Genomic DNA, 20,517 nt, shown 5'->3' on the forward strand with positions numbered 1-20,517 from the left:
CCTACTCTGGGAGGGTGCAACCCCTGCTTCTCGCGCTCCTGTCGGGGCTGATCGGACTGCTGCTCGGACTCAGTGGTCTCTTCGCCCTGCGCGGGACCTCCCGGCGCAGGATCGAGGCGGCGGAGATCGGCGAGCCCCAGCTGCCGCACGGCGCCGCGGACGTCCTGTCGGTCATGGGCCCCGCCTACGTGGTCGTGGACGGGGTCGACGGAGTCGTGCGCGCCTCACCGGCCGCCTACGCCTTCGGCCTGGTGCGCGGGCATTCGATCGTGCGCGACGAGCTGCTGGGCATGATCCGGGCGGCCCGGGCCTCCGGCGTGACGGAGGAGCGCCGCGTCGAGATCGGCCGCGGGGCGGAGAACACCGGCGTGATCGTGCTCGACGTGCGCGTGGCCGTGCTGGGCGATGAGTTCGTGCTGCTGCTGGCCGAGGACCAGACCGAGATCGTCCGGGCCCAGTCGGTGCGCAGCGACTTCGTGGCCAACGTGTCCCATGAGCTGAAGACCCCGGTGGGCGCCATCCGGCTGCTCGCCGAGGCCATCGAGGACGCCGCCGAGGACGAGGACGCCGTGCGTCACTTCACGTCCCGGCTGCATCGCGAGTCGGAGCGGCTGACCCTGCTGGTGCAGGACATCATCGAGCTCTCGCGCCTGCAGGGCCAGAACGTCGTGACCTCCGGCGGGCCCGTGGAGCTCGGGCGCGTGGTGGCCGAGGCCGTGGACCGCAACCGCATGACGGCGGAGTCCCGGGACATCAGCCTGGTGATCGGCGGCTCCGTCGATGCTCCGGCCTTCGGCGACGCCGACATGCTGACCACCGCCGTGCGCAACCTGATCGACAACGCCATCCGCTACTCGCCTCCGGGCACGCGGGTGGGCGTGGGCCTGCGCCAGCGAGACGGCATGGCCCTGATCGCGGTGACGGACCAGGGCCCGGGCATCCAGCAGAGCGAGCAGGATCGGATCTTCGAGCGGTTCTACCGCGTGGACTCGGCGCGCTCCCGTCAGACCGGAGGCACCGGTCTGGGGCTGAGCATCGTCAAGCACGTGATGCAGCAGCACGGAGGCAGGGTGGACATCTGGTCCGAGGAGGGCCAGGGCTCCACCTTCACGCTCTGCATCCCGCTGATGAGCGAGCAGGGCGGCGGGAAGCAGGGCCAGGAGGACCAGGCCGACGGCGCCGAGGGCGCTGCGGCGAACGATGCAGAGCAGGCCGCTTCCGGCCGCCGGGGCCGTCGCCCCGTGCGCGCCGGGACGGCCCGACGAGAAGGAGGAGAGTCCGCATGACCCGGATCTTGATCGTGGAGGACGAGGAGTCGCTGTCCGAGCCCCTGGCCTATCTCCTGGGCAAGGAGGGATTCGACCCTGAGGTCGTGGCCGACGGCCAGGCCTCGCTGGAGGAGTTCGATCGCGCCGGCGCGGACCTCGTCCTGCTCGATCTCATGCTGCCGGGCCTGTCCGGCACGGAGGTCTGCAAGGCGCTGCGCCAGCGCTCGAACGTCCCGATCATCATGCTCACGGCCAAGGAGGCCGAGATCGACAAGGTCCTCGGCCTCGAGCTGGGCGCCGACGACTACGTGACCAAGCCGTACTCGTCGCGCGAGCTCGTGGCGCGCATCCGCGCCGTGCTGCGCCGCCGCTCCGAGCCCGAGGAGCTGGTCTCGGCGACCGTGCAGGCCGGACCCGTGCGCATGGACATCGAGCGCCACGTCGTCACGGTCGAGGGCGAGACGGTGAACATGCCGCTCAAGGAGTTCGAGCTTCTGGAGATGCTGCTGCGCAATGCGGGCCGCGTGCTGACCCGAGGACAGCTCATCGACCGCGTGTGGGGCTCCGACTACGTGGGCGACACCAAGACCCTCGACGTGCACGTCAAGCGGCTGCGCTCCAAGATCGAGCCCGACCCCTCGGATCCGCGCCACCTGGTGACGGTGCGAGGGCTCGGCTACAAGTTCGAGGTCTGAGGCCCCCGCCGCGGCTCCACCGCGGCGGGCAGAGCGATGGCGGGGCGGCGACCTGGTGGTCGCCGCCCCGCCGTCGTGTGCGATGCCTGCGCTGCACCGGACCGGTCAGGGCCCGGTGCAGGGGCCTCAGTGGTGGCTGCCCTCCTCCTCGTCCTCGGGAGCCGGGGTGTTGGAGGGGTTGGCCGGGGTCGACGGCGCACCGCCGGGGATGTACTCGGCGTAGCGCGGGAAGGTGTGATCGAGCACGGGCAGCTCGTGCTCCAGGGTCTCGCCGTCGACGGTGATGGTCACGGGCACCATCAGGCCGGGCTCGGCGCCGGCGGGGACCACGAGCTGCTCGTTCTCGTCGTCCTCGAAGCGGATCTCATCCTCCGGGGCGACGTCCACGGTGATCGGATCGGCGCCCTCGACGGCGATCTCGACCGACATCTCCTCGTCCGACTCGTTGACCAGGGTGCCCAGCAGGCGGCCGTCCGAGTCGGCGGAATCGGCGACGATGAGGAGGTTGTTGATGCTCAGGTCGCCGAGCTGCTCCACGATGCCGTCAGCGGGGGAGTACTGCGATGCCGTCTCCTGGTCGTTGGTCAGCGCAGCGCACCCGGACGTGGTCAGTGCGGCGGCAGCGAAGGCGGCACCCAGGCCGATGGTGCGAAGCCTCTTGCGGGCGGCATTGGTCACGGCGCGAACTCCTCAGACAGGTCGGTGATGCTCCGGCCATGGTATCCGCTTGGGCACGGATCGTCCGCATCCGCTCCAAGGGTTCTCGAAGGAGGCGATCAGGCTGCTGTGCGCCTCGTGCTAGAATCGACCGGCGGAAAGGGGCACCATACATGGTTTTCGAGGTTGGCGAGACGGTCGTCTATCCCCACCATGGCGCGGCACTGATCGAGGAGATCAAGACCCGCACCATCAAGGGCGAGGAGAAGATGTACCTGAAGCTCAAGGTCACCCAGGGTGATCTCGTGATCGAGGTCCCGGCGGAGAACGTCGACCTGGTCGGCGTGCGAGACGTCGTGGATGAGAAGGGCCTCAAGAAGGTCTTCGCCGTCCTGCAGGCCGATGACGTGGAGGAGGCCAGCAACTGGTCCCGCCGCTACAAGGCCAACGTGGAGAAGCTGGCATCGGGCGACGTCCTGAAGGTCGCCGAGGTCGTGCGCGATCTCTGGCGCCGGGACAAGGACCGCGGCCTGTCTGCCGGTGAGAAGCGCATGCTGACCAAGGCCCGCCACATCCTCACCTCCGAGCTGGCCCTGGCCAAGGACATCGACGAGGAAGAGGCCGAGAAGCGCCTCGACGACATCCTGGCCGGCTGAAGGCTCAGCCCGTGGAGTCCTCGGGCCGCACGGCCCCCACGACGGCGCACCCCTCCTCCGGGACGGGGTGCGCCGTCGTCGTCGTCGCAGCGGGCTCGGGACAGCGCCTGGGCCGCGGCATCCCCAAGGCCCTGGTGGAGCTCGCCGGGCGGGCCATCCTCGAGCACAGCCTGCGAGCGGTGCTCGACTCCGGAGTATGCGCCGAGGGCGGGCGGATCGTCGTGACCGTGCCCGCCGGGGACGAGCAGCTCAGCGCCGTGTGCCGCGAGCTGGGCGCGCAGCCCGTCACGGGGGCGCAGACCCGCGCCGCCAGCGTGCGCGCCGCCCTCGATCTCCTGGCCCAGGGCCCCGCCCCGGCCAGTGTGCTCGTCCATGACGCCGCGCGCTGCCTGACCCCCGCCCAGGTCTTCCGGGACGTGGCCGCTGCGCTGCGCGAGCATCGCGCCGTCATCCCCGTGCTGCCGGTCGTGGACACCATGCGCCGGATCGACGCCCAGGACAGGCTCTCGGGCACCGTGGACCGCACTCGGCTGCGCGCCATCCAGACGCCCCAGGGCTTCGACTGGAGGCTGCTGCGCCGCGTCAACGAGCAGGCCGTCGCCGAGGGCGCGGATGAGCTCTCCCTGACCGATGACGCCTCGCTGGTCGAGCGCTGGTCCCAGGAGCGGGTCATCGCCGTGCAGGGCCACGAGGAGTCGTTCAAGATCACCCGACCGCTCGACCTGCTGCTGGCCGAGGCCGTGCTCGCCGAGCGCCGGCAGCGCCTCGAGGCCCGGCCGGAGGCAGAGCACGCAGAGCAGGAGCAGCGCCCGTGACCATGATCCCGCGCACCGGCATCTCGGTGGACGTCCACGCCTTCGCCTCCGATCAGGAGTGCGCCGAGCACCCGGGCGGACTGGTGCCGCTGCACCTGGCCGGCCTGCTGTGGGAGGGCGAGCGGGGCCTGTCCGGGCACTCGGACGGCGACGTCGTGGCCCACGCCGCGGCCGACGCCCTCTTCAGCGCCGCCGGGTGCGGCGACCTCGGCTCCAACTTCGGCACCGACCGCCCGGAGATGGCCGGAGCCTCGGGCGTGCGGATCCTGTCGGAGGCCGCGGCGATCGTGCGCGCTGTCGGCTTCGAGCCGGGCAACGTGGCCGTGCAGCTGATCGGGCAGCGGCCGCGCTTCTCGCCGCGACGACAGGAGGCTGAGGAGGCGCTCAGCCGCGCCGCAGGCTGCCCCGTCTCGGTCGCGGCGACCACGTCGGACCGGCTGGGCTTCACCGGACGTGACGAGGGGCTCGCTGCCATGGCCACGGCTCTCGTCGTGCCGTCTGCCGGGCCTCGGTAGACTTCCGGGCGTGACACTGCGCTTCTACGACACCGCCTCAGCCTCCGTCCGCGACTTCGAACCTGTCGTGCCGGGGGAGGCGAGCCTGTACTACTGCGGCGCCACCGTGCAGAGCGGGCCGCACATCGGGCACGTGCGCTCCGGGCTGGTCTTCGACATCCTCGTCCGCTGGCTGCGCTTCCGCGGTCTGAAGGTCACGGCCGTGCGCAACGTGACGGACATCGACGACAAGATCCTGGAGAAGGCCCGTGCCTCCGAGCAGCCGGGCTTCGACGGAGACCATCCGAACGAGCCCTGGTGGGCCCTGGCCTATCGCTTCGAGGGCGTCTTCCACCAGGCCTACGACGCTCTGGGCATCGAGCGCCCCACGTACGAGCCGCGCGCCACCGGGCACATCCCGCAGATGCACGAGCTGATCGCCGAGCTGATCGAGCGCGGCCACGCCTACCCGGCCCAGGACGGCTCCGGGGACGTCTACTTCGACGTCCGCTCCTGGCCCCGCTACGGGGAGCTGACCCATCAGCGCCTGGACGAGATGCAGGACGCCGCAGACGCGGACCCGCGCGGCAAGCGCGATCCCCGGGACTTCGCGCTGTGGAAGGGCCACAAGGACCAGGACCCGCTCACGGCGTCCTGGGACTCGCCGTGGGGCCGCGGCCGCCCCGGCTGGCACCTGGAGTGCTCGGCCATGGCCGGGCGCTACCTGGGCGATCGCTTCGACTTCCACGGCGGCGGTCTCGACCTGCGCTTCCCGCACCACGAGAACGAGCTGGCCCAGTCGGCGGCGGCAGGGCGGGGCTTCGCGAACTTCTGGCTGCACAACGGGCTGGTGGCCTACCAGGGCGAGAAGATGTCCAAGTCCCTGGGCAACACCGTGGATCCGCAGCAGATGCTCGCCGAGAACCGTCCCCTGGTGGTGCGCTACATGCTCGGGCAGGCCCACTACCGCTCGGTGCTGGACTACCGCCCCACCTCGCTCGAGGAGGCGGCCGCAGCCGTGGAGCGCATCGAGGCCTTCCTGGTCGCGGCCTCGGCGGCGGGCGCGGACCTGGACTGGGAGTCTGCGGACATCCCCGCGGACTTCGTCGCCGTCATGGACGACGACCTCAACGTCCCCCGAGCGCTGGGCGTGCTGCACGACCGCGTGCGGGCCGGCAACACCGCTCTGCACGCGGGTACCGAGCAGGCCTCGGAGCTGGCCGCGGCCGCTCGCGCCGTGTCCGGGATGACCGAGATCCTGGGTCTGCGCGCACTGATGGAACTGGGCGAGGCGGGGGCCGGAGCCCAGGAGCACGAGGCCCTCGATCAGCTGGTGCAGGACCTGCTCGAGCGCCGCGCGGCGGCTCGCGCCGAGAAGGACTGGGCCGAGGCCGACCGGCTGCGCGACACCCTGGCGGAGGCCGGGATCGTCGTGGCCGACGGAGCCGGAGGCTCCACCTGGACGCTGGGCTGAGGCTTCCCGGCCGAAGACCGAAGCGGGCGCGCGGCCCATGGGCCCGCAGCGCCTGCGCACTGGACCACGACCGGCACGACCGGTCACGAGATGAATGGGCGGCACAGCATGTCAGCACCCCGACGGAGCAGCGGAAGCTCCAAGAAGAAGGGGCCCACCGCGGGCACCGGCGGCCACGGCCGCAAGAAGCTCGAGGGCAAGGGCCCCACCCCGCGCGCGGAGGATCGCCCGTACCACAAGGCCTACAAGCAGAAGAAGGCCGCGGAGCACCGCGCGGCCACCGGCGCCGGCGAGCGCGGGCAGCGCCGCGGTCCCAACCGCCGCGGACCGGGCAAGACCGAGGACCTCGTGACGGGGCGCAACTCCGTGCTGGAGTCCCTGCGCGCAGAGATCCCCGCCAAGGCGGCCTACATCATGGTGCGGATCGAGGCGGATGACCGCATCCGCGAGATCCTCACGCTGTGCAGCCGTCGCGGCATCCCGGTGCTGGAGGCCACCCGCCCCGAGCTCGACCGCCTGACCGAGGACGCCGTGCACCAGGGCATCGCCCTGCAGGTGCCGCCCTACGAGTACCGCGCCGCCGACGACCTGCTTGATGAGGCCATGCGGCGCTGGAAGCGCGATCGCGAGGCGGAGCGCGCTCCGCTGTTCGTCGCCCTGGACGGCATCACCGATCCCCGCAACCTGGGTGCGATCATGCGCAGCGTCTCGGCCTTCGGCGGCGACGGCGTCCTGCTGCCCGAGCGCCGCTCGACCGGGCTGAACGCCACCGCTTGGAAGACCAGCGCCGGCGCCGCAGCCCGTGTCCCCGCGGCCCAGGCCACCAACCTCAACCGCACGGTCGAGTACGCCAAGTCCCGCGGGTACTTCGTCGTCGGGCTCGACGGCGGCGGCTCGGTCGATCTGCCGGGGCTGTCCCTGGCCACGGAGCCCCTGGTCATCGTCGTGGGCTCGGAGGGCAAGGGCCTCTCCCGGCTGATGACGGAGCACTGCGACCAGATCGTCTCCATCCCGATCCAGTCAGAGATGGAGTCGCTGAACGCGTCCATGGCCGTCGGCATCGCCCTCTACGAGACCTCGTGCCGTCGTGCCGCACACTCTGCATAGGCGCCCGACCGCGCCGGGGCCGGCGCGCTCACGGCCCCGTCCGCTCGGGATCTCCCAGGCACTGGGCGGAGAGAACGCCACGAACGTGGCCGTCTGGGCGCCCGGGGTCGATCGCCTCGATCTGGTCTGGCAGGTGCCCGGTGGCCGCTGGCGCCGCCACACGCTGCGTCGGATCGAGGGCGGGATCCACTTCGACCTGGTGCCGGGAGCCGTCGGCGGCGGCTCCGCCATGCCCTGGGGGACCCTCTACGGCTTCGTGGCGGCGGATTCGTCGCTGCTCGACGACGGCTCCACCCCGCTGGACGAGCAGATCCTGCTGGACCCCCACGGTCGGGGGCTGCGGCAGGTCCATCGCGCACCCGGACAGCGCGGGGTCACCCAGCCGGACACCTACGGCAGCCGCTACGTCTCCGAGATCATCGACGACGCCTTCGACTGGGCCGGGGACCTCGCCCCGGACATCCCCTGGCGCGACACCGTGATCTACGAGGCCCACGTCAAGGGCCTGACGATCCACCACCCGGGCATTCCGGAGGAGCTGCGCGGAACGTACGCAGGCCTCGCCCACCCCGTGATGATCGAGCACCTGAGCTCGCTGGGCATCTCCGCCGTCGAGCTGCTGCCGGTGCACGCCCATCTGGACGAGCCTCATCTCACGGCCAGCGGGCTGAGCAACCACTGGGGCTACAACACGCTGTCCTTCTTCGCCCCGCACGGGGCCTATGCCTCCCGCGCCTCGCAGGAGCGCGGACCGCAGGGGGTCATCGACGAGTTCAAGCAGATGGTCAAGGACCTGCACGCAGCGGGCATCGAGGTCATCCTGGACGTCGTCTACAACCACACCGCAGAGGCGGGCATGGGCGAGCAGCCCTACTGCTGGCGCGGGCTGGGGGACCGGCAGTGGTACCGCCACGACGACAGCGGCAACTACCTCGACGTCACGGGCTGCGGCAACACGCTGGACTTCTCCCGCCCCGAGGTCGTGCGCATGGCGCTGGACTCCCTGCGCTACTGGGTCGAGGTCTGCCACGTCGACGGCTTCCGCTTCGATCTGGCACCTGCGCTGGGTCGGGACTCCTCGCACAGCTTCACCGCCCGCCACCCGTTCCTGGTCGCCGCCGTGGCGGATCCCGCGATCGGCGGCTCCAAGCTGATCGCGGAGCCCTGGGACGTGGGCATGGGCGGCTGGCAGACGGGGCACTTCCCTCCCGGCTGGGCCGACTGGAACGACATCTACCGCGACACCGTGCGCGACTTCTGGCTCACTGAGCAGCGCGCCATGTCCGCCGGAGCCCCCGGGGGCGGGCTCTCGCGCATGGCAGACGTGCTCGTGGGCTCGCCGGGGCGCTTCGCGGCCTCCGGACGCACGCCGCTGTCGTCGGTGAACTTCGTGACGGCCCACGACGGCTTCACGCTGCACGACCTGACGACGTACGACCACAAGCACAACGAGGCCAATCGCGAGGACAATCGTGACGGCACGAACGACAACCACTCGTGGAACCACGGCGAAGAGGGGCCCAGCCGCTCAGGCACCGTGCGCAGCGCCCGGGCGCGCACGGCGCGCAACCTGATGGCCACGCTGGTGCTCTCGCAGGGGGTGCCCATGATCACCGCCGGTGACGAGATGCTGCGCAGCCAGGGCGGCAACAACAACGCGTACTGCCAGGACGGGCCGATCGGCTACGTGAGCTGGCGGCACACTCCCGCAGAGCGGGCCATGCTGGCGGCCACCAAGGAGGCGCTGCAGGTCCGGCGCCGGTTCATGTCCCTGCAGGCCGAGGACTACATGATGCGCCCGGAGGACATCCGGGTCCTGTGGTTCACCCCTGAGGGCAGGCTCATGCGGGCCGAGGACTGGGAGGCGGAGGGAGCCCGCGCCGTGCAGATGCTGGTGCGCGCCCGCCATGGGGGCGTGGCCGGGCTCGTGGTGCTCAACGGGACCTTGCGCGACATCGAGTTCCGGATCCCGCACCTGTCCGAGTCCCTCTTCACCGAGGACGACCCCCACGCGGTCGCGGCGCATCTGGAGACGCCGAACCCCGAGGCGGAGGGCCCCGATGCGCCGCACGGAGCGGCGGAGGCTGCTGAGCGCGCCGTCGAGTTCGTCTTCTCGACCGATGCCGAGCTGCGCAGCTCCTACGGGCGCATCCTGCGCGGGGGAGACGCGCTCGCGCTGCCGGCCATGACGGTGGGCGCGCTGTCGCTCGACTGAAGACCTCGGCACCGGAGCCGAGGACGCCTCGTGCTCAGCCGCTCTCAGCGTCTCAGGCGCTGACCACCAGGCCCAGCTCGGCGCTGGTGGTCAGCCCGTCCCCGTCGGGAAGCACGCGCACCGTGTAGCCGAACGGACCCGATCGGTCGATCGTGAAGGATCCGGTGAAGGCCCAGTCCCCGGAATCGGTGCGCTGGACCTCACTCAGATCCTGGTGCTTGCGCTCGTGGATGTGATCGCTGCCCGAGACCCGGCCGAAGCCGACCTCGACGCGGACGTCCTCGGGGCTCAGCTCGCCGAGCCGGACGTAGGCGGTGACCTCGATGGCATCGCCGATCTGCGGCTCGGAGTGCAGCCCCCCGGTGCGCACATGCTCGATCCGCACGCCCGCCCAGCCCTGGCGGACCCGGGCGACCCAGGCCGCCGTGGAGCGGGCCTGGGCGTGATCGGCCGCGGAGGCGGCGCGGCCGGCCCGGGCGGCCGGCAGGTAGAGCTGCTCGACGTAGTCCGCGACCATGCGAGCGGCCGAGACGCTGGGCCCCAGGATGGTGAGCGTGTGGCGCACCATGGCCAGCCACTGATGGGGGACGCGGTCCGCCCCGGCGTCGTGGATCTCGTTGTAGAACCGGGGCGCCACGTGGTTCTCGATCAGCTCGTAGAGCGCTGCGGCCTCGATGCCGTCCCGCTCATCGTCGGAGGCCCGGTTGTCGGCGGTCGGGATCGCCCAGCCGTTCTGGCCGTCGTAGAGCTCGTCCCACCAGCCGTCGAGCACCGAGAGATTGAGCCCGCCGTTGATCGCGGCCTTCATCCCGGAGGTGCCGCAGGCCTCGAGCGGTCGCAGGGGGTTGTTGAGCCAGACGTCGCAGCCCGGGAACAGGGTGCGCGCCATCGACATGTCGTAGTTCGGCAGGAACACGATGCGGTGGCGGACCTCGGGGTCGTCGGTGAAGCGCACCAGGTCCTGGATCATGCGCTTGCCCATCTCGTCGGCAGGGTGGGACTTGCCGGCGATCACGAGCTGGACGGGGCGCACGGGGTCCAGCAGCAGGCGCTTGAGGCGCTGCGGATCGCGCAGCATCAGGGTCAGGCGCTTGTAGGTGGGCACCCGTCGGGCGAAGCCGATCGTGAGGACCTCCGGATCGAGCACCGAATCGGTCCAGCTCAGCTCGGCATCAGCGGCGCCGCGCTGCTTCCACGACGCGCGCAGGCGACGACGGACATCGGCCACCAGATCCGCGCGCATCTCGGCGCGCACGCGCCACAGCTGCTCGTCCGAGACCTCGGCCACAGCCCGCCAGCGCGCGCGCAGATCCGGCTGCGACCGGTCCACGGCCAGGGCCTCCATGCGCGGATCGATCCAGGTCGGCACGTGCACGCCGTTGGTCACCGACGAGATGGGGACCTCGTCGGTGTCGAAGCCGTTCCACAGCCCGGAGAACATCTGCCGCGACACCGCGCCGTGCAGCTTGGCCACGCCGTTGGCCCGCTGGGCCAGGCGCAGGCCCATGACGGCCATGTTGAACCGGCTGCCGTCGCCGCCGTCGTGGTCCTCGCGCCCCAGAGCCAGGATCTCCTCGAGAGGGGCGGGCCCGGCCAGCTCGGTGGAGAAGAAGCGCTCGATCATCTCGCGCTCGAAGCGGTCGATGCCGGCCGGGACCGGGGTGTGCGTGGTGAACACAGTCGAGGCGCGCACCGCGGTGAGGGCCTCGAGCCAGGACATGCCCCCGCCGCCGTCGGTGCCGGGGCTCATCAGCTCGGCGATGCGCTCGATTCCGGCGAAGCCCGCGTGGCCCTCGTTGCAGTGGAAGACCTCCGGGTCGGGGGCGCCGGTGAGCCGTGAGAACTCGCGCAGCGCGCGAATGCCGCCCATGCCCAGCAGCAGCTCCTGCTGGAGGCGGTGCTCGCCCCCGCCGCCGTAGAGGCGGTCCGTGACGCCGCGGAAGACGTCGTCGTTCTCGGTGATCTGGGAGTCGAGCAGCAGCAGCGGGACGCGCCCCACGTCGGCACGCCAGATCTGGGCGCCCAGCCGCCCGCCGTCAGGCATGGGCAGCCAGATCCTCGCAGGGGAGCCGTCAGGTTCGCGCAGCAGCGTGAGGGGCAGGCCCTGCGGGTCCAGGACGGGGTAGTCCTCGAGCTGCCACCCGTCGCGCGACAGCGACTGGTTGAAGTAGCCGTTCTGGTACAGCAGGCCCACGCCCACCACGGGCACGCCCATGTCGGAGGCGGTCTTGAGGTGATCGCCGGCCAGGATGCCGAGACCGCCCGAGTACTGCGGCAGCACGGAGGTGATGCCGTACTCGGCGGAGAAGTAGGCGATCGACCGCGCGCCGTCGCGACCGTGCTCGCGCTGGTACCACAGCGGCTCGCTCAGGTAGGTCTCGAGGTCGCGGCCCAGGGCGTCGATGCGCCGGACGAGCTCGTCGTCCTCGGCGATCTGCTGGATCTCCTCGCGGGTCAGCGAGCCCAGGACCTGGACGGGATCCCCGCCGGAGGCCTCCCAGGCCTCCGGGCCGAGATCCCGGAAGAGCTGCTCGGTGGGCCGGTGCCAGGACCAGCGCAGATTGGCGGCCAGTCGGCTCAGCGCACTGATCGACTCGGGGAGGGACGTCCGGACGGTGAACCTTCTGATGGCCTTCACACCTCCGGAGCCTAGCGCCGCAGAGGGCTCCGGACGAGGCCCCCTCGGATTCCACGGCCCTGTCTGCGCAGCGATACGGGCCGTCGCTCGGAAAATCGCTCGTGACCTGCTTCACCATGGACCGCCGGACTGACTACGGTGTGGGGGTGACCTCCAAGAGCATGCCCAAGCCGCCCCGAGACTCCGCCTCCGCTCCCGAGCCCAGCTCGAGCGCGCCGTCCGCCGCGGGGGCCCCGGCTGCCCCGGCTGCCGCCGTCGAGCCCGTCGATCTGTCCGGTCTCGTCTACGGACGCATTCCCATCGAGAACGTGTCCCCGTCCGTGCTGTGCGGGCGCCGTCCCGCCACCGCCCTGCCCGGTGAGGACATCCGCATCGCCGCGACCGTCTACCGCGAGGGGCACGACGCCCTCGGCGTGACCGCCGTGCTGCGTGACCCGCAGGGCCGGGAGCACCAGCGCACCGCCATGAGCCTCAGCGCCCCGGGCACAGATCGCTACGAGGGCTGGGTCCGCCCCGATGCCGAGGGCGAGTGGAGCTTCACCGTCGAGGGCTGGGGCGATCTGTACGAGACCTGGCGCCACGCCGCCGAGATCAAGCTCGGTGTCGGGCAGGACGTCGAGCTGATGATGGACGAGGGCGTGGTCGTCTTCGAGCGCGCCGCCTCGGAGGCCGAGCGCCCCGAGTCGCAACGACGCCTGCTGGGCGAGATCGCCGAGCAGCTGAAGGATCGTTCGATCCCCGCCAGCCAGCGATTCGCCCGCGCCGCGGACCGCTCGGTCCTGGAGATCGTCGCCGCCTCGCCGATCCGCAGCCTCGTGACCAGCTCCGAGCCCCTGCCGCTGCGCGTCGAGCGCGATGCCGCCGGTCGCGGCGCCTGGTACGAGTTCTTCCCCCGCTCCGAGGGTGCCGTGCGCGATGAGACCACGGGCGGCTTCCGCTCGGGCACCTTCCGCACCGCGGCCGAGCGCCTGCCCGCCGTCGCGGACATGGGCTTCGACGTCCTCTACATGCCGCCGATCCACCCGATCGGGCACGCGCACCGCAAGGGGCCGAACAACACCCTGCACGCGGGTCCGAACGATCCGGGCTCGCCCTGGGCGATCGGCAGCGACGACGGCGGCCACGACGCCATCCATCCTGATCTGGGCACCTTCGAGGACTTCGACGACTTCGTCGCCCGCGCCCGGGAGCTGGGTCTCGAGGTCGCCCTGGACCTCGCGCTGCAGGCCTCCCCGGATCACCCCTGGGTCCAGCAGCACCCGGAGTGGTTCACCACGCGCGCCGACGGCACGATCGCGTATGCGGAGAACCCGCCCAAGAAGTACCAGGACATCTATCCGATCAACTTCGACAACGACCCCGAGGGGCTGTGCCGGGAGGTCCTGCGGATCGTGCAGCTGTGGATCTCCCACGGCGTGCGGATCTTCCGCGTGGACAATCCGCATACCAAGCCGCTGTGGTTCTGGGAGTGGCTGCTCGATCGGGTCCGGAAGATCGACGACGGCGTCGTCTTCCTGGCCGAGGCCTTCACTCGCCCGGCCATGATGCAGGGCCTGGCCAAGGCCGGCTTCCAGCAGTCGTACTCGTACTTCACCTGGCGCAACGCCAAGTGGGAGCTCGAGGAGTACCTGGAGGAGGTCACCCGGGAGACCGCCGCCCAGTACCGTCCGAACTTCTTCGTGAACACCCCGGACATCCTCACGTCCTATTTCGTGGAGGGCGGGCGCCCGGCGTTCAAGATCCGAGCGGCGATCGCGGCCACGGCCTCGCCCCTGTGGGGCATGTACGCCGGCTACGAGCTCTACGAGAACGTCCAGCGCCCGGGCGCCGAGGAGTCGATCGACTCCGAGAAGTTCGAGTACCGCCCGCGCGACTTCAAGGACGCGGAGGTCCGCGGCGATTCGCTGGCGCCCTACGTGCGCCGCCTCAACCAGCTGCGCCACGAGCACCCGGCCCTCGGGGACCTGCAGAACCTGACCCTGCACCCCACCGACGACGACGCCATCCTGTGCTTCTCCAAGACCAAGACGGTCCAGGGGCCGGACGGGGAGCACGAGGACACGCTGATCGTCGTGGCGAACACCGATCCGCATTCGGTGCGCACCGCGAACATCGAGCTCGACCTGGAGGCCCTGCGCCTGGCGCCGCAGGATCGCGCCGAGGACGGGACCTTCGCAGCCGATGAGCTGCTCACGGGAGAGTCCTGGTCCTGGGGCGATCGCGTGTGGGTCCGCCTGGACCCGTTCTACGAGCCCGTCCACATCGTCAGTGTGCGTCGCCGGCGCTGAGCGCGGACGATCCGCGAGCACTACCCGGGCCGGGCGCCCGCCGCGGCGCCCGGCCCGTTCCGCAGCACGAAACCAGCAGCAGGAGATGCACCGCACGTGAATGCCATCAACCCGGCCAGCTTCGGAGTCAACGCCCCGGGGATCTCGCACGATCCGGACTGGTTCCGCAAGGCAGTGTTCTACGAGGTCCTCGTGCGCGCCTTCTCGGATGCCAACGGCGACGGCTCGGGAGACTTCTCGGGTCTGATCGAGAGGCTGGACTACCTCCAGTGGCTCGGCATCGACTGCCTCTGGATCCCGCCGTTCTACGAATCGCCCCTGCGCGACGGCGGCTACGACATCTCGGACTACTACTCGGTGCTCGACGAGTTCGGCACCGTCTCCGACTTCAAGCGCCTGGTCGCCGAGGCCCACGCCCGCGGTCTGCGCGTCATCACGGATCTGCCTCTGAACCACACCTCGGATCAGCACGAGTGGTTCCAGGCCTCCCGCGAGGACCCTGAGGGCCCGTACGGCGACTTCTACGTCTGGTCGGACACGGATGAGCTGTACTCCGAGGCGCGGATCATCTTCGTGGACACCGAGGAGTCGAACTGGACCTTCGACCCGGTGCGCCGGCAGTTCTTCTGGCACCGCTTCTTCTCGCATCAGCCGGATCTGAACTTCGAGAACCCCAAGGTCGTCGAGGCCGTCTACGACGTGGTGCGCTTCTGGCTCGACATGGGCATCGACGGCTTCCGGGCCGATGCCATCCCGTATCTGGTGGAGGAGGAGGGCACCAACTGCGAGAACCTCCCCGGCACCCATGACTTCCTGGTGGGCCTTCGCGAGATGGTCGACCGCGAGTACCCCGGCCGCGTGATCATCGCCGAGGCGAACCAGCCCCCGGAGGAGGTCGTCGAGTACTTCGGCTCGGCGGAGGCCCCGGAGTGCCACATGTGCTTCCACTTCCCGATCATGCCGCGGATCTTCTACGCCCTGCGCGACCAGCGGGCTCAGCCGCTGATCGACACCATGGCGACCACCCCGCGGATCCCCGAGGGCACGCAGTGGGGCACGTTCCTGCGCAACCACGACGAGCTCACGCTCGAGATGGTCACCCCCGAGGAGCGCCAGGCGATGCTCGGCTGGTACGCCCCGGATCCGCGCATGCGCGCCAATGTCGGCATCCGTCGCCGTCTCGCCCCGCTGCTGGACAACTCGCGGGCCGAGATCGAGCTGATCCATGCGCTGCTGCTCGCGCTGCCGGGCAGCCCGTTCCTGTACTACGGCGACGAGATCGGCATGGGCGACAACATCTGGCTCGATGACCGCGACGCCTCCCGAACGCCCATGCAGTGGACCCCGGACCGCAATGCCGGCTTCTCGGAGGCGGATCCGGGCAAGCTGTACCTGCCGGTGATCCAGTCGCTCGTGCACCACTACACGCAGACGAACGTCGAGGCGCAGCTGGCCTCGTCGTCGTCGCTGCTGCACTGGCTGCGCCGCATGCTGCTGGTGCGCCGCGAGCACCCGGCCTTCGGCATGGGCGAGTTCCGGTCCGTGGACTCCGGGCACGAGTCGGTCTTCGCCTTCGTCCGGGAGTTCCATCCCCAGGACGAGCGGCACGAGGAGCAGGCGGAGACGCTGGTGTGCATCTTCAACCTGTCGCACACCCCGGCCGCCAGCACGATCGATCTGCCGGAGTTCGCCGGGCGCGGCCTGCGCGAGGTCTTCGGCGGCGAGCCGTTCGGCAAGGTCGACGACGACGGCACCTACCGGGTGACGCTGGGCTCCCAGGACTTCTTCTGGCTGAGGGTCCGCAGCGCGCCCGACGCCTCGGGAGTTCAGCCGCCCACGCAGTCCATGCCGATCATCACCAGCCTCGGCTGAGCTCGTCCTCGCCCGTTCACCCGCACCACCTGCACAGGAGACCTGACATGTCCGCCGTGAACCCGTCGTCGCACCCGGCGCGCAGCCTCGAGGAGGTGCTGCGCGGCTGGCTGCCCTCGCGGCGCTGGTTCCCCTTCGACGGCGACCCCGAGCAGCTGAGCCTCAAGACGGCCGCGGTGATCCCGCTGTCCGAGTCCCCGGCCGGCGCCTCGCCCGAGGACGAGGGCCTGGCGATCCACCTCCTGCGGGCGGGCACCCCGTCCGGGACGCGCATCGTCCAGGTGCCGCTGGAGACCTCCGCCTCGGCCTTCGACCAGCAGATCGGCTCCTTCGAGACCTCCGCAGGGACGCGCCACGTCCGGGAGGCCGTGGATCAGCCGGAGTTCCTGGACGCCGTGCTGGGCCTGCTGCGCAAGGGCTCGCAGATCGGCGGGCGCCGCGCGGCCATGACGGGGGCGGCCAACGACTCGCTGACCCCGGTCTCGGGCGTGAAGGCCGCCGAGCAGGTGCAGGTGATCGCCGGCGAGCAGTCGAACACCTCGGTGGTGCTGCGCCCCGTCGAGCCCGGCGAGGACGCGCTGATCCTCAAGTTCTTCCGCATCCTCGGCGAGGGGGAGAACCCGGACGTCGAGGTCGGACGCGAGCTGACCGACCTCGGCTGCTCCGTGGTGGCACGGACCTGGGGCTGGGCCGAGATCACCTGGCCGGAGACCGGCGACGACGACGGCCAGCGCCAGGCCGTCGGGCAGTCGGTCGTGGCCGCGGAGTTCGTCGACGGCGCCCAGGATGCCTGGCGCCTGGCCGTCGAGGCCGCCGCCGAAGGCCGCTCCTTCGCCGCGGAGGCCCGCGAGCTCGGCCGTGCCACGGCGCGCATGCACCGCGACCTCGCCTCCGCCTTCGGCACGCAGGAGACCCTCGGGCCCCGGCGCGAGGCGCTGCTGGAGTCGCTGTCCGGGCGTCTGGAATGGGCCCGCGATCAGATGGGCGACCGTCCGGGCGGGCTGGAGCAGGAGCTGGACTCGGTCATCGCCCGCGCCCGCGAGGTCGAGCAGCTGCCCGAGCTGCAGCGCATCCACGGCGACTACCACCTGGGCCAGGTGCTGCGCGGTCCCGACGGCGCCTTCCGCATCCTTGATTTCGAGGGCGAGCCGCTGCGCGAGATCTCGGAGCGCTCGGCCGCAGACCTTCCCCTGCGCGACGTCGTGGGGATGCTGCGCTCGCTGGACTACGCCGCAGCGTTCGGGCAGCGCGAGTCCGGGCGCGACACCGAGCAGTGGGGTCAGGCGGCCGCCGAGGCGCTGCTCGAGGGCTGGACCGCCGTGACCCACACGATCGTGGAGCGCCGTGATCCCCTGTTCCAGGCGCTGTGGCTGGACAAGGCCATGTACGAGGTCGTCTACGAGTCGCGCAATCGCCCCGACTGGGTCGACGTCCCGCTCAGGGCCGTGCTCAGCGCGCTCGGCGGCTCCCAGTCTTCGGCCGCCGTCGACCCCGCAGCCGGTGCCGCGGCCGGTGCGCTCTCTGGCGACCAGGAGACGGCCGACGAGCCCTCGGATGTCCGGGGACGGGGGGCACCGCGTCGGAGGCTTCTGGTGCACCGGTCGAGACCTCGGCCGTCGTGCCGGGCCCGAGCGCAGCTGCTGCGGGCGTACCCTCGCAGTACCAGGCCGATCAGGCCATCCGGGGCGGCGCGGAGCCGACCCCCGACCAGCAGGAAGGCTCCGCCCCGGAGCCCCCCGCCGCAGCACCGCAGGCGGAGACGGACGAGACCAGCGGAAGCGAGCACCACGTGTCCCACACCATCTCCGAGGATGTCCTGGCGGCTGTCGCCGAGGGCCGGTACTACGATCCGCACTGCGTGCTCGGCGCGCATCCGCAGGACGACGGCACCGTCGTGGTCCGCACCCTGCGGCGCTTCGCCCAGAAGGTCGAGGCGATCACCGGAGACGGCTCCGTGCACCTGCTCAGCCACGAGTGGGGCGGCATCTTCACCGGTCGCATCCCCGCGACCTCGGACGGCGGCATCCCCGACTACCGCCTGCGCGTGACCTGGGACGGCGGCCACAGCCTCGAGGTCGACGATCCGTACCGCAGCACTCCGACCGTGGGCGAGATGGACCTGCATCTGATCGGCGAGGGCCGGCACGAGGAGCTCTGGAAGGTCCTGGGCGCCCGTGTGCGCAGCTGGCCCTCGAGCTTCGGCGAGACCCGCGGCACGAGCTTCGCCGTCTGGGCCCCCAATGCCCGAGCCGTGCGCGTCATCGGCGACTTCAACGGCTGGGACGGCACCGAGCACGCCATGCGCTCGCTCGGCGGCAGCGGCGTCTGGGAGCTCTTCGTCCCGGGCGTCGGCCACGGTGCCATCTACAAGTTCCGCATCATGGGCCCGGACGGGCAGTGGAAGGACAAGGCGGACCCCATGGCCCGCTGGAGCGAGGTGCCGCCGCTGACCGGCTCCCGCGTCCTCGACAGCGAATACACGTTCGGCGACGACGAGTGGATGGAGCGCCGCGCGCAGACGGACCCGCACAGCGGTCCCATGAGCGTCTACGAGGTCCACATCGGCTCGTGGCGCCAGGGGCTGAGCTACCGGGACCTGGCCACCGAGCTCGTCGACTACGTCAAGGCCCACGGGTTCACCCACGTGGAGTTCATGCCGGTGGCCGAGCACCCGTTCGGCGGCTCGTGGGGCTACCAGGTCACGGGCTACTACGCCCCCACGTCGCGCTTCGGCGATCCCGATGACTTCAAGCACCTCGTCGACGCCCTCCACCAGGCCGGCATCGGCGTGCTCGTCGACTGGGTCCCCGGGCACTTCCCCAAGGACGACTTCGCCCTGGCCCGCTTCGACGGCGCACCGCTCTACGAGCACCCGGATCCCCGCCGCGGCGAGCACAAGGACTGGGGCACCCTGATCTTCGACTACGGGCGCACCGAGGTCCGCAACTTCCTCGTGGCCAACGCCCTGTACTGGCTCGAGGAGTTCCACGTCGACGGCCTGCGCGTGGACGCCGTGGCTTCGATGCTCTACCTGGACTACTCGCGCGAGCACGGAGAGTGGGAGCCGAACCAGTTCGGAGGGCGGGAGAACCTGGAGGCCATCTCGTTCCTGCAGGAGGCCACCGCCACGGCCTACCGCCGCAGCCCCGGCACGGTGATGATCGCCGAGGAGTCCACGGCATTCCCGGGAGTCACTCGTCCCACCAGCGGCAACGGTCTGGGCTTCGGCATCAAGTGGAACATGGGCTGGATGCATGACTCGCTCGAGTACATGGGCGAGGACCCCGTGAACCGCAGCTACCACCACGGCAAGCTGACGTTCTCCATGGTGTACGCGTACTCCGAGAACTTCATCCTCCCGATCTCGCACGACGAGGTCGTCTACGGCAAGGGCTCCCTGCTGCGCAAGATGCCGGGAGACCGCTGGCAGCAGCTCGCCAACGTCCGGGCCTACCTCGCGTACATGTGGGCGCATCCCGGCAAGCAGCTGATCTTCATGGGCACCGAGTTCGCGCAGGACGCCGAGTGGGACAACGACAAGTCGCTGGACTGGTGGCTCGCGGAGACGGAGCCGCACCAGGGCATCCAGCGCCTGGTCGTGGAGCTGAACGAGATCTACAAGCAGACTCCGGCGCTGTGGGCGCAGGACAACGCGCCGGAGGGCTTCACCTGGCTGGATGCCAACGACAGCCAGGGCTGCACCATGTCGTTCGTGCGATGGGACACCGCCGGCGAGCCGCTGGTCTGCGCGGTCAACTTCGCGGGCATGCCCCACAACGGCTTCCATCTGCCGCTGCCTCGCGGCGGGCAGTGGGAGGAGGTCCTGAACACGGACGACCTCCGCTTCGGCGGCTCGGGCGTGGTGAACGGATCGGTCACGGCCGTGGATGAGCCCCAGTACGCGCAGCCGGCCCACGCGGTGCTGGACCTGCCGCCGCTGGGTGCGGTCTGGCTCCGGCCGACGAACTGACTGGCCGGCGGCGGGCGCGCAGCTCGCAGTTGCGACAGGCCGTCGCAGGCTCGGTGCCGGAGACAGCAGCCGACTGAGCAGAGAAGGGGCCCGTCCTCGCGCACGCAACGCGGGGGCGGGCCCCTTCTCGTTTGCGCGCAGCGGGGGACGTGTGTAGTGTTCTTCTTCGTCGCTCCGGCAGTCCGGACGGCACGGAGCAACCGGAAGGCCTCCTGTCACGGACTGCATGCAGCGCGTCGCAGGATTTCTGAGAGTTCATCCGCCGGAGACGGCGAGTTGACCTGAGGGAGGGCGACGGGTAATGTAGCGGAGTGCTTCGGACGGGTGCTGAAGCTGCGGATGACGTAGCGGCACGGTCCAGCAAGGAA

At 70.8% G+C, this 20,517-nt stretch carries 12 protein-coding genes and 1 pseudogene; 11 read left to right on the plus strand and 2 right to left on the minus strand.

Annotated features, from left to right (window positions below; translation table 11 throughout):
- Nucleotides 1–14 precede the first annotated feature (14 nt).
- Together OVA15_RS13075 and OVA15_RS13080 are read left to right on the plus strand one after the other, a co-directional pair.
- Entirely contained in the window at nt 15–1,286 is a 1,272-nt protein-coding gene (locus OVA15_RS13075; protein ID WP_006214665.1) for a sensor histidine kinase, read from the plus strand.
- Nucleotides 1,283–1,963, plus strand: coding sequence for a response regulator transcription factor (locus tag OVA15_RS13080; protein WP_268145533.1), 681 nt, complete (start codon nt 1,283–1,285; stop codon nt 1,961–1,963). The genes OVA15_RS13075 and OVA15_RS13080 overlap by 4 nt, the downstream gene beginning before the upstream one ends.
- A gap of 126 nt (nt 1,964–2,089) precedes the next feature.
- On the opposite strand, the gene OVA15_RS13085 is transcribed toward OVA15_RS13080, so the two are convergent.
- Nucleotides 2,090–2,641 carry a hypothetical protein gene (locus OVA15_RS13085; protein WP_206391156.1) on the minus strand — a complete coding sequence of 184 codons (552 nt, stop codon included), beginning with the start codon at nt 2,639–2,641 and terminating at the stop codon, nt 2,090–2,092.
- Between the two features lie 152 nt (nt 2,642–2,793).
- On the opposite strand from OVA15_RS13085, the gene OVA15_RS13090 reads away from it, so the two are divergent.
- The 6 genes from OVA15_RS13090 to glgX all read left to right on the plus strand — a co-directional run bounded on the left by OVA15_RS13090 (nt 2,794) and on the right by glgX (nt 9,381).
- Nucleotides 2,794–3,276 carry a CarD family transcriptional regulator gene (locus OVA15_RS13090; RefSeq protein ID WP_268145536.1) on the plus strand — a complete coding sequence of 161 codons (483 nt, stop codon included), beginning with the start codon at nt 2,794–2,796 and terminating at the stop codon, nt 3,274–3,276.
- An 11-nt stretch (nt 3,277–3,287) separates the two neighbouring features.
- Entirely contained in the window at nt 3,288–4,091 is an 804-nt protein-coding gene (gene ispD, locus OVA15_RS13095; protein WP_006214661.1) for a 2-C-methyl-D-erythritol 4-phosphate cytidylyltransferase, read from the plus strand.
- Nucleotides 4,092–4,093: 2 nt separating this feature from the next.
- On the plus strand, nt 4,094–4,606 hold the full coding sequence (gene ispF / locus OVA15_RS13100) for a 2-C-methyl-D-erythritol 2,4-cyclodiphosphate synthase (protein WP_206391164.1): 513 nt from the start codon (nt 4,094–4,096) through the stop codon (nt 4,604–4,606).
- Nucleotides 4,607–4,616: 10 nt separating this feature from the next.
- Nucleotides 4,617–6,059, plus strand: a complete 1,443-nt coding sequence (cysS, locus tag OVA15_RS13105) for a cysteine--tRNA ligase (protein ID WP_206391157.1) — start codon at nt 4,617–4,619, stop codon at nt 6,057–6,059.
- 108 nt (nt 6,060–6,167) lie between these two features.
- Nucleotides 6,168–7,166, plus strand: coding sequence for a 23S rRNA (guanosine(2251)-2'-O)-methyltransferase RlmB (gene rlmB / locus OVA15_RS13110; protein ID WP_206391158.1), 999 nt, complete (start codon nt 6,168–6,170; stop codon nt 7,164–7,166).
- A complete protein-coding gene (gene glgX / locus OVA15_RS13115) occupies nt 7,147–9,381 on the plus strand; it encodes a glycogen debranching protein GlgX (RefSeq protein ID WP_268145539.1) in 2,235 nt (744 codons plus the stop codon). Before rlmB ends, glgX begins: the two co-directional genes overlap by 20 nt.
- Before the next feature lie 52 nt (nt 9,382–9,433).
- On the opposite strand, the gene glgP is transcribed toward glgX, so the two are convergent.
- On the minus strand, nt 9,434–12,019 hold the full coding sequence (gene glgP / locus OVA15_RS13120) for an alpha-glucan family phosphorylase (protein ID WP_268145541.1): 2,586 nt from the start codon (nt 12,017–12,019) through the stop codon (nt 9,434–9,436).
- A 161-nt stretch (nt 12,020–12,180) separates the two neighbouring features.
- On the opposite strand from glgP, the gene OVA15_RS13125 reads away from it, so the two are divergent.
- From OVA15_RS13125 to glgB, 3 genes and pseudogenes are all read left to right on the plus strand, one after another.
- Entirely contained in the window at nt 12,181–14,307 is a 2,127-nt protein-coding gene (locus OVA15_RS13125; RefSeq protein WP_268145734.1) for an alpha-1,4-glucan--maltose-1-phosphate maltosyltransferase, read from the plus strand.
- A 96-nt stretch (nt 14,308–14,403) separates the two neighbouring features.
- Nucleotides 14,404–16,179 carry a maltose alpha-D-glucosyltransferase gene (gene treS, locus OVA15_RS13130; RefSeq protein WP_006214654.1) on the plus strand — a complete coding sequence of 592 codons (1,776 nt, stop codon included), beginning with the start codon at nt 14,404–14,406 and terminating at the stop codon, nt 16,177–16,179.
- Nucleotides 16,180–17,980: 1,801 nt separating this feature from the next.
- Nucleotides 17,981–20,149: pseudogene (gene glgB / locus OVA15_RS13135) on the plus strand (1,4-alpha-glucan branching protein GlgB); the annotation flags it as partial.
- Between the last annotated feature and the right edge of the window lie 368 nt (nt 20,150–20,517).

The organism is Kocuria sp. SL71 (assembly GCF_026672465.1).
GTDB classification, from domain to species: Bacteria; Actinomycetota; Actinomycetes; order Actinomycetales; family Micrococcaceae; genus Kocuria; species Kocuria palustris.

Coding starts and splice junctions, on each gene's coding strand:
- OVA15_RS13080 (WP_268145533.1), top strand. CDS start 1,283: ATGACCCGGATCTTGATCGTGGAGGACGAGGAGTCGCTGTCCGAGCCC.
- OVA15_RS13090 (WP_268145536.1), top strand. CDS start 2,794: ATGGTTTTCGAGGTTGGCGAGACGGTCGTCTATCCCCACCATGGCGCG.
- ispF (WP_206391164.1), top strand. CDS start 4,094: ATGATCCCGCGCACCGGCATCTCGGTGGACGTCCACGCCTTCGCCTCC.
- rlmB (WP_206391158.1), top strand. CDS start 6,168: ATGTCAGCACCCCGACGGAGCAGCGGAAGCTCCAAGAAGAAGGGGCCC.
- OVA15_RS13125 (WP_268145734.1), top strand. CDS start 12,181: ATGCCCAAGCCGCCCCGAGACTCCGCCTCCGCTCCCGAGCCCAGCTCG.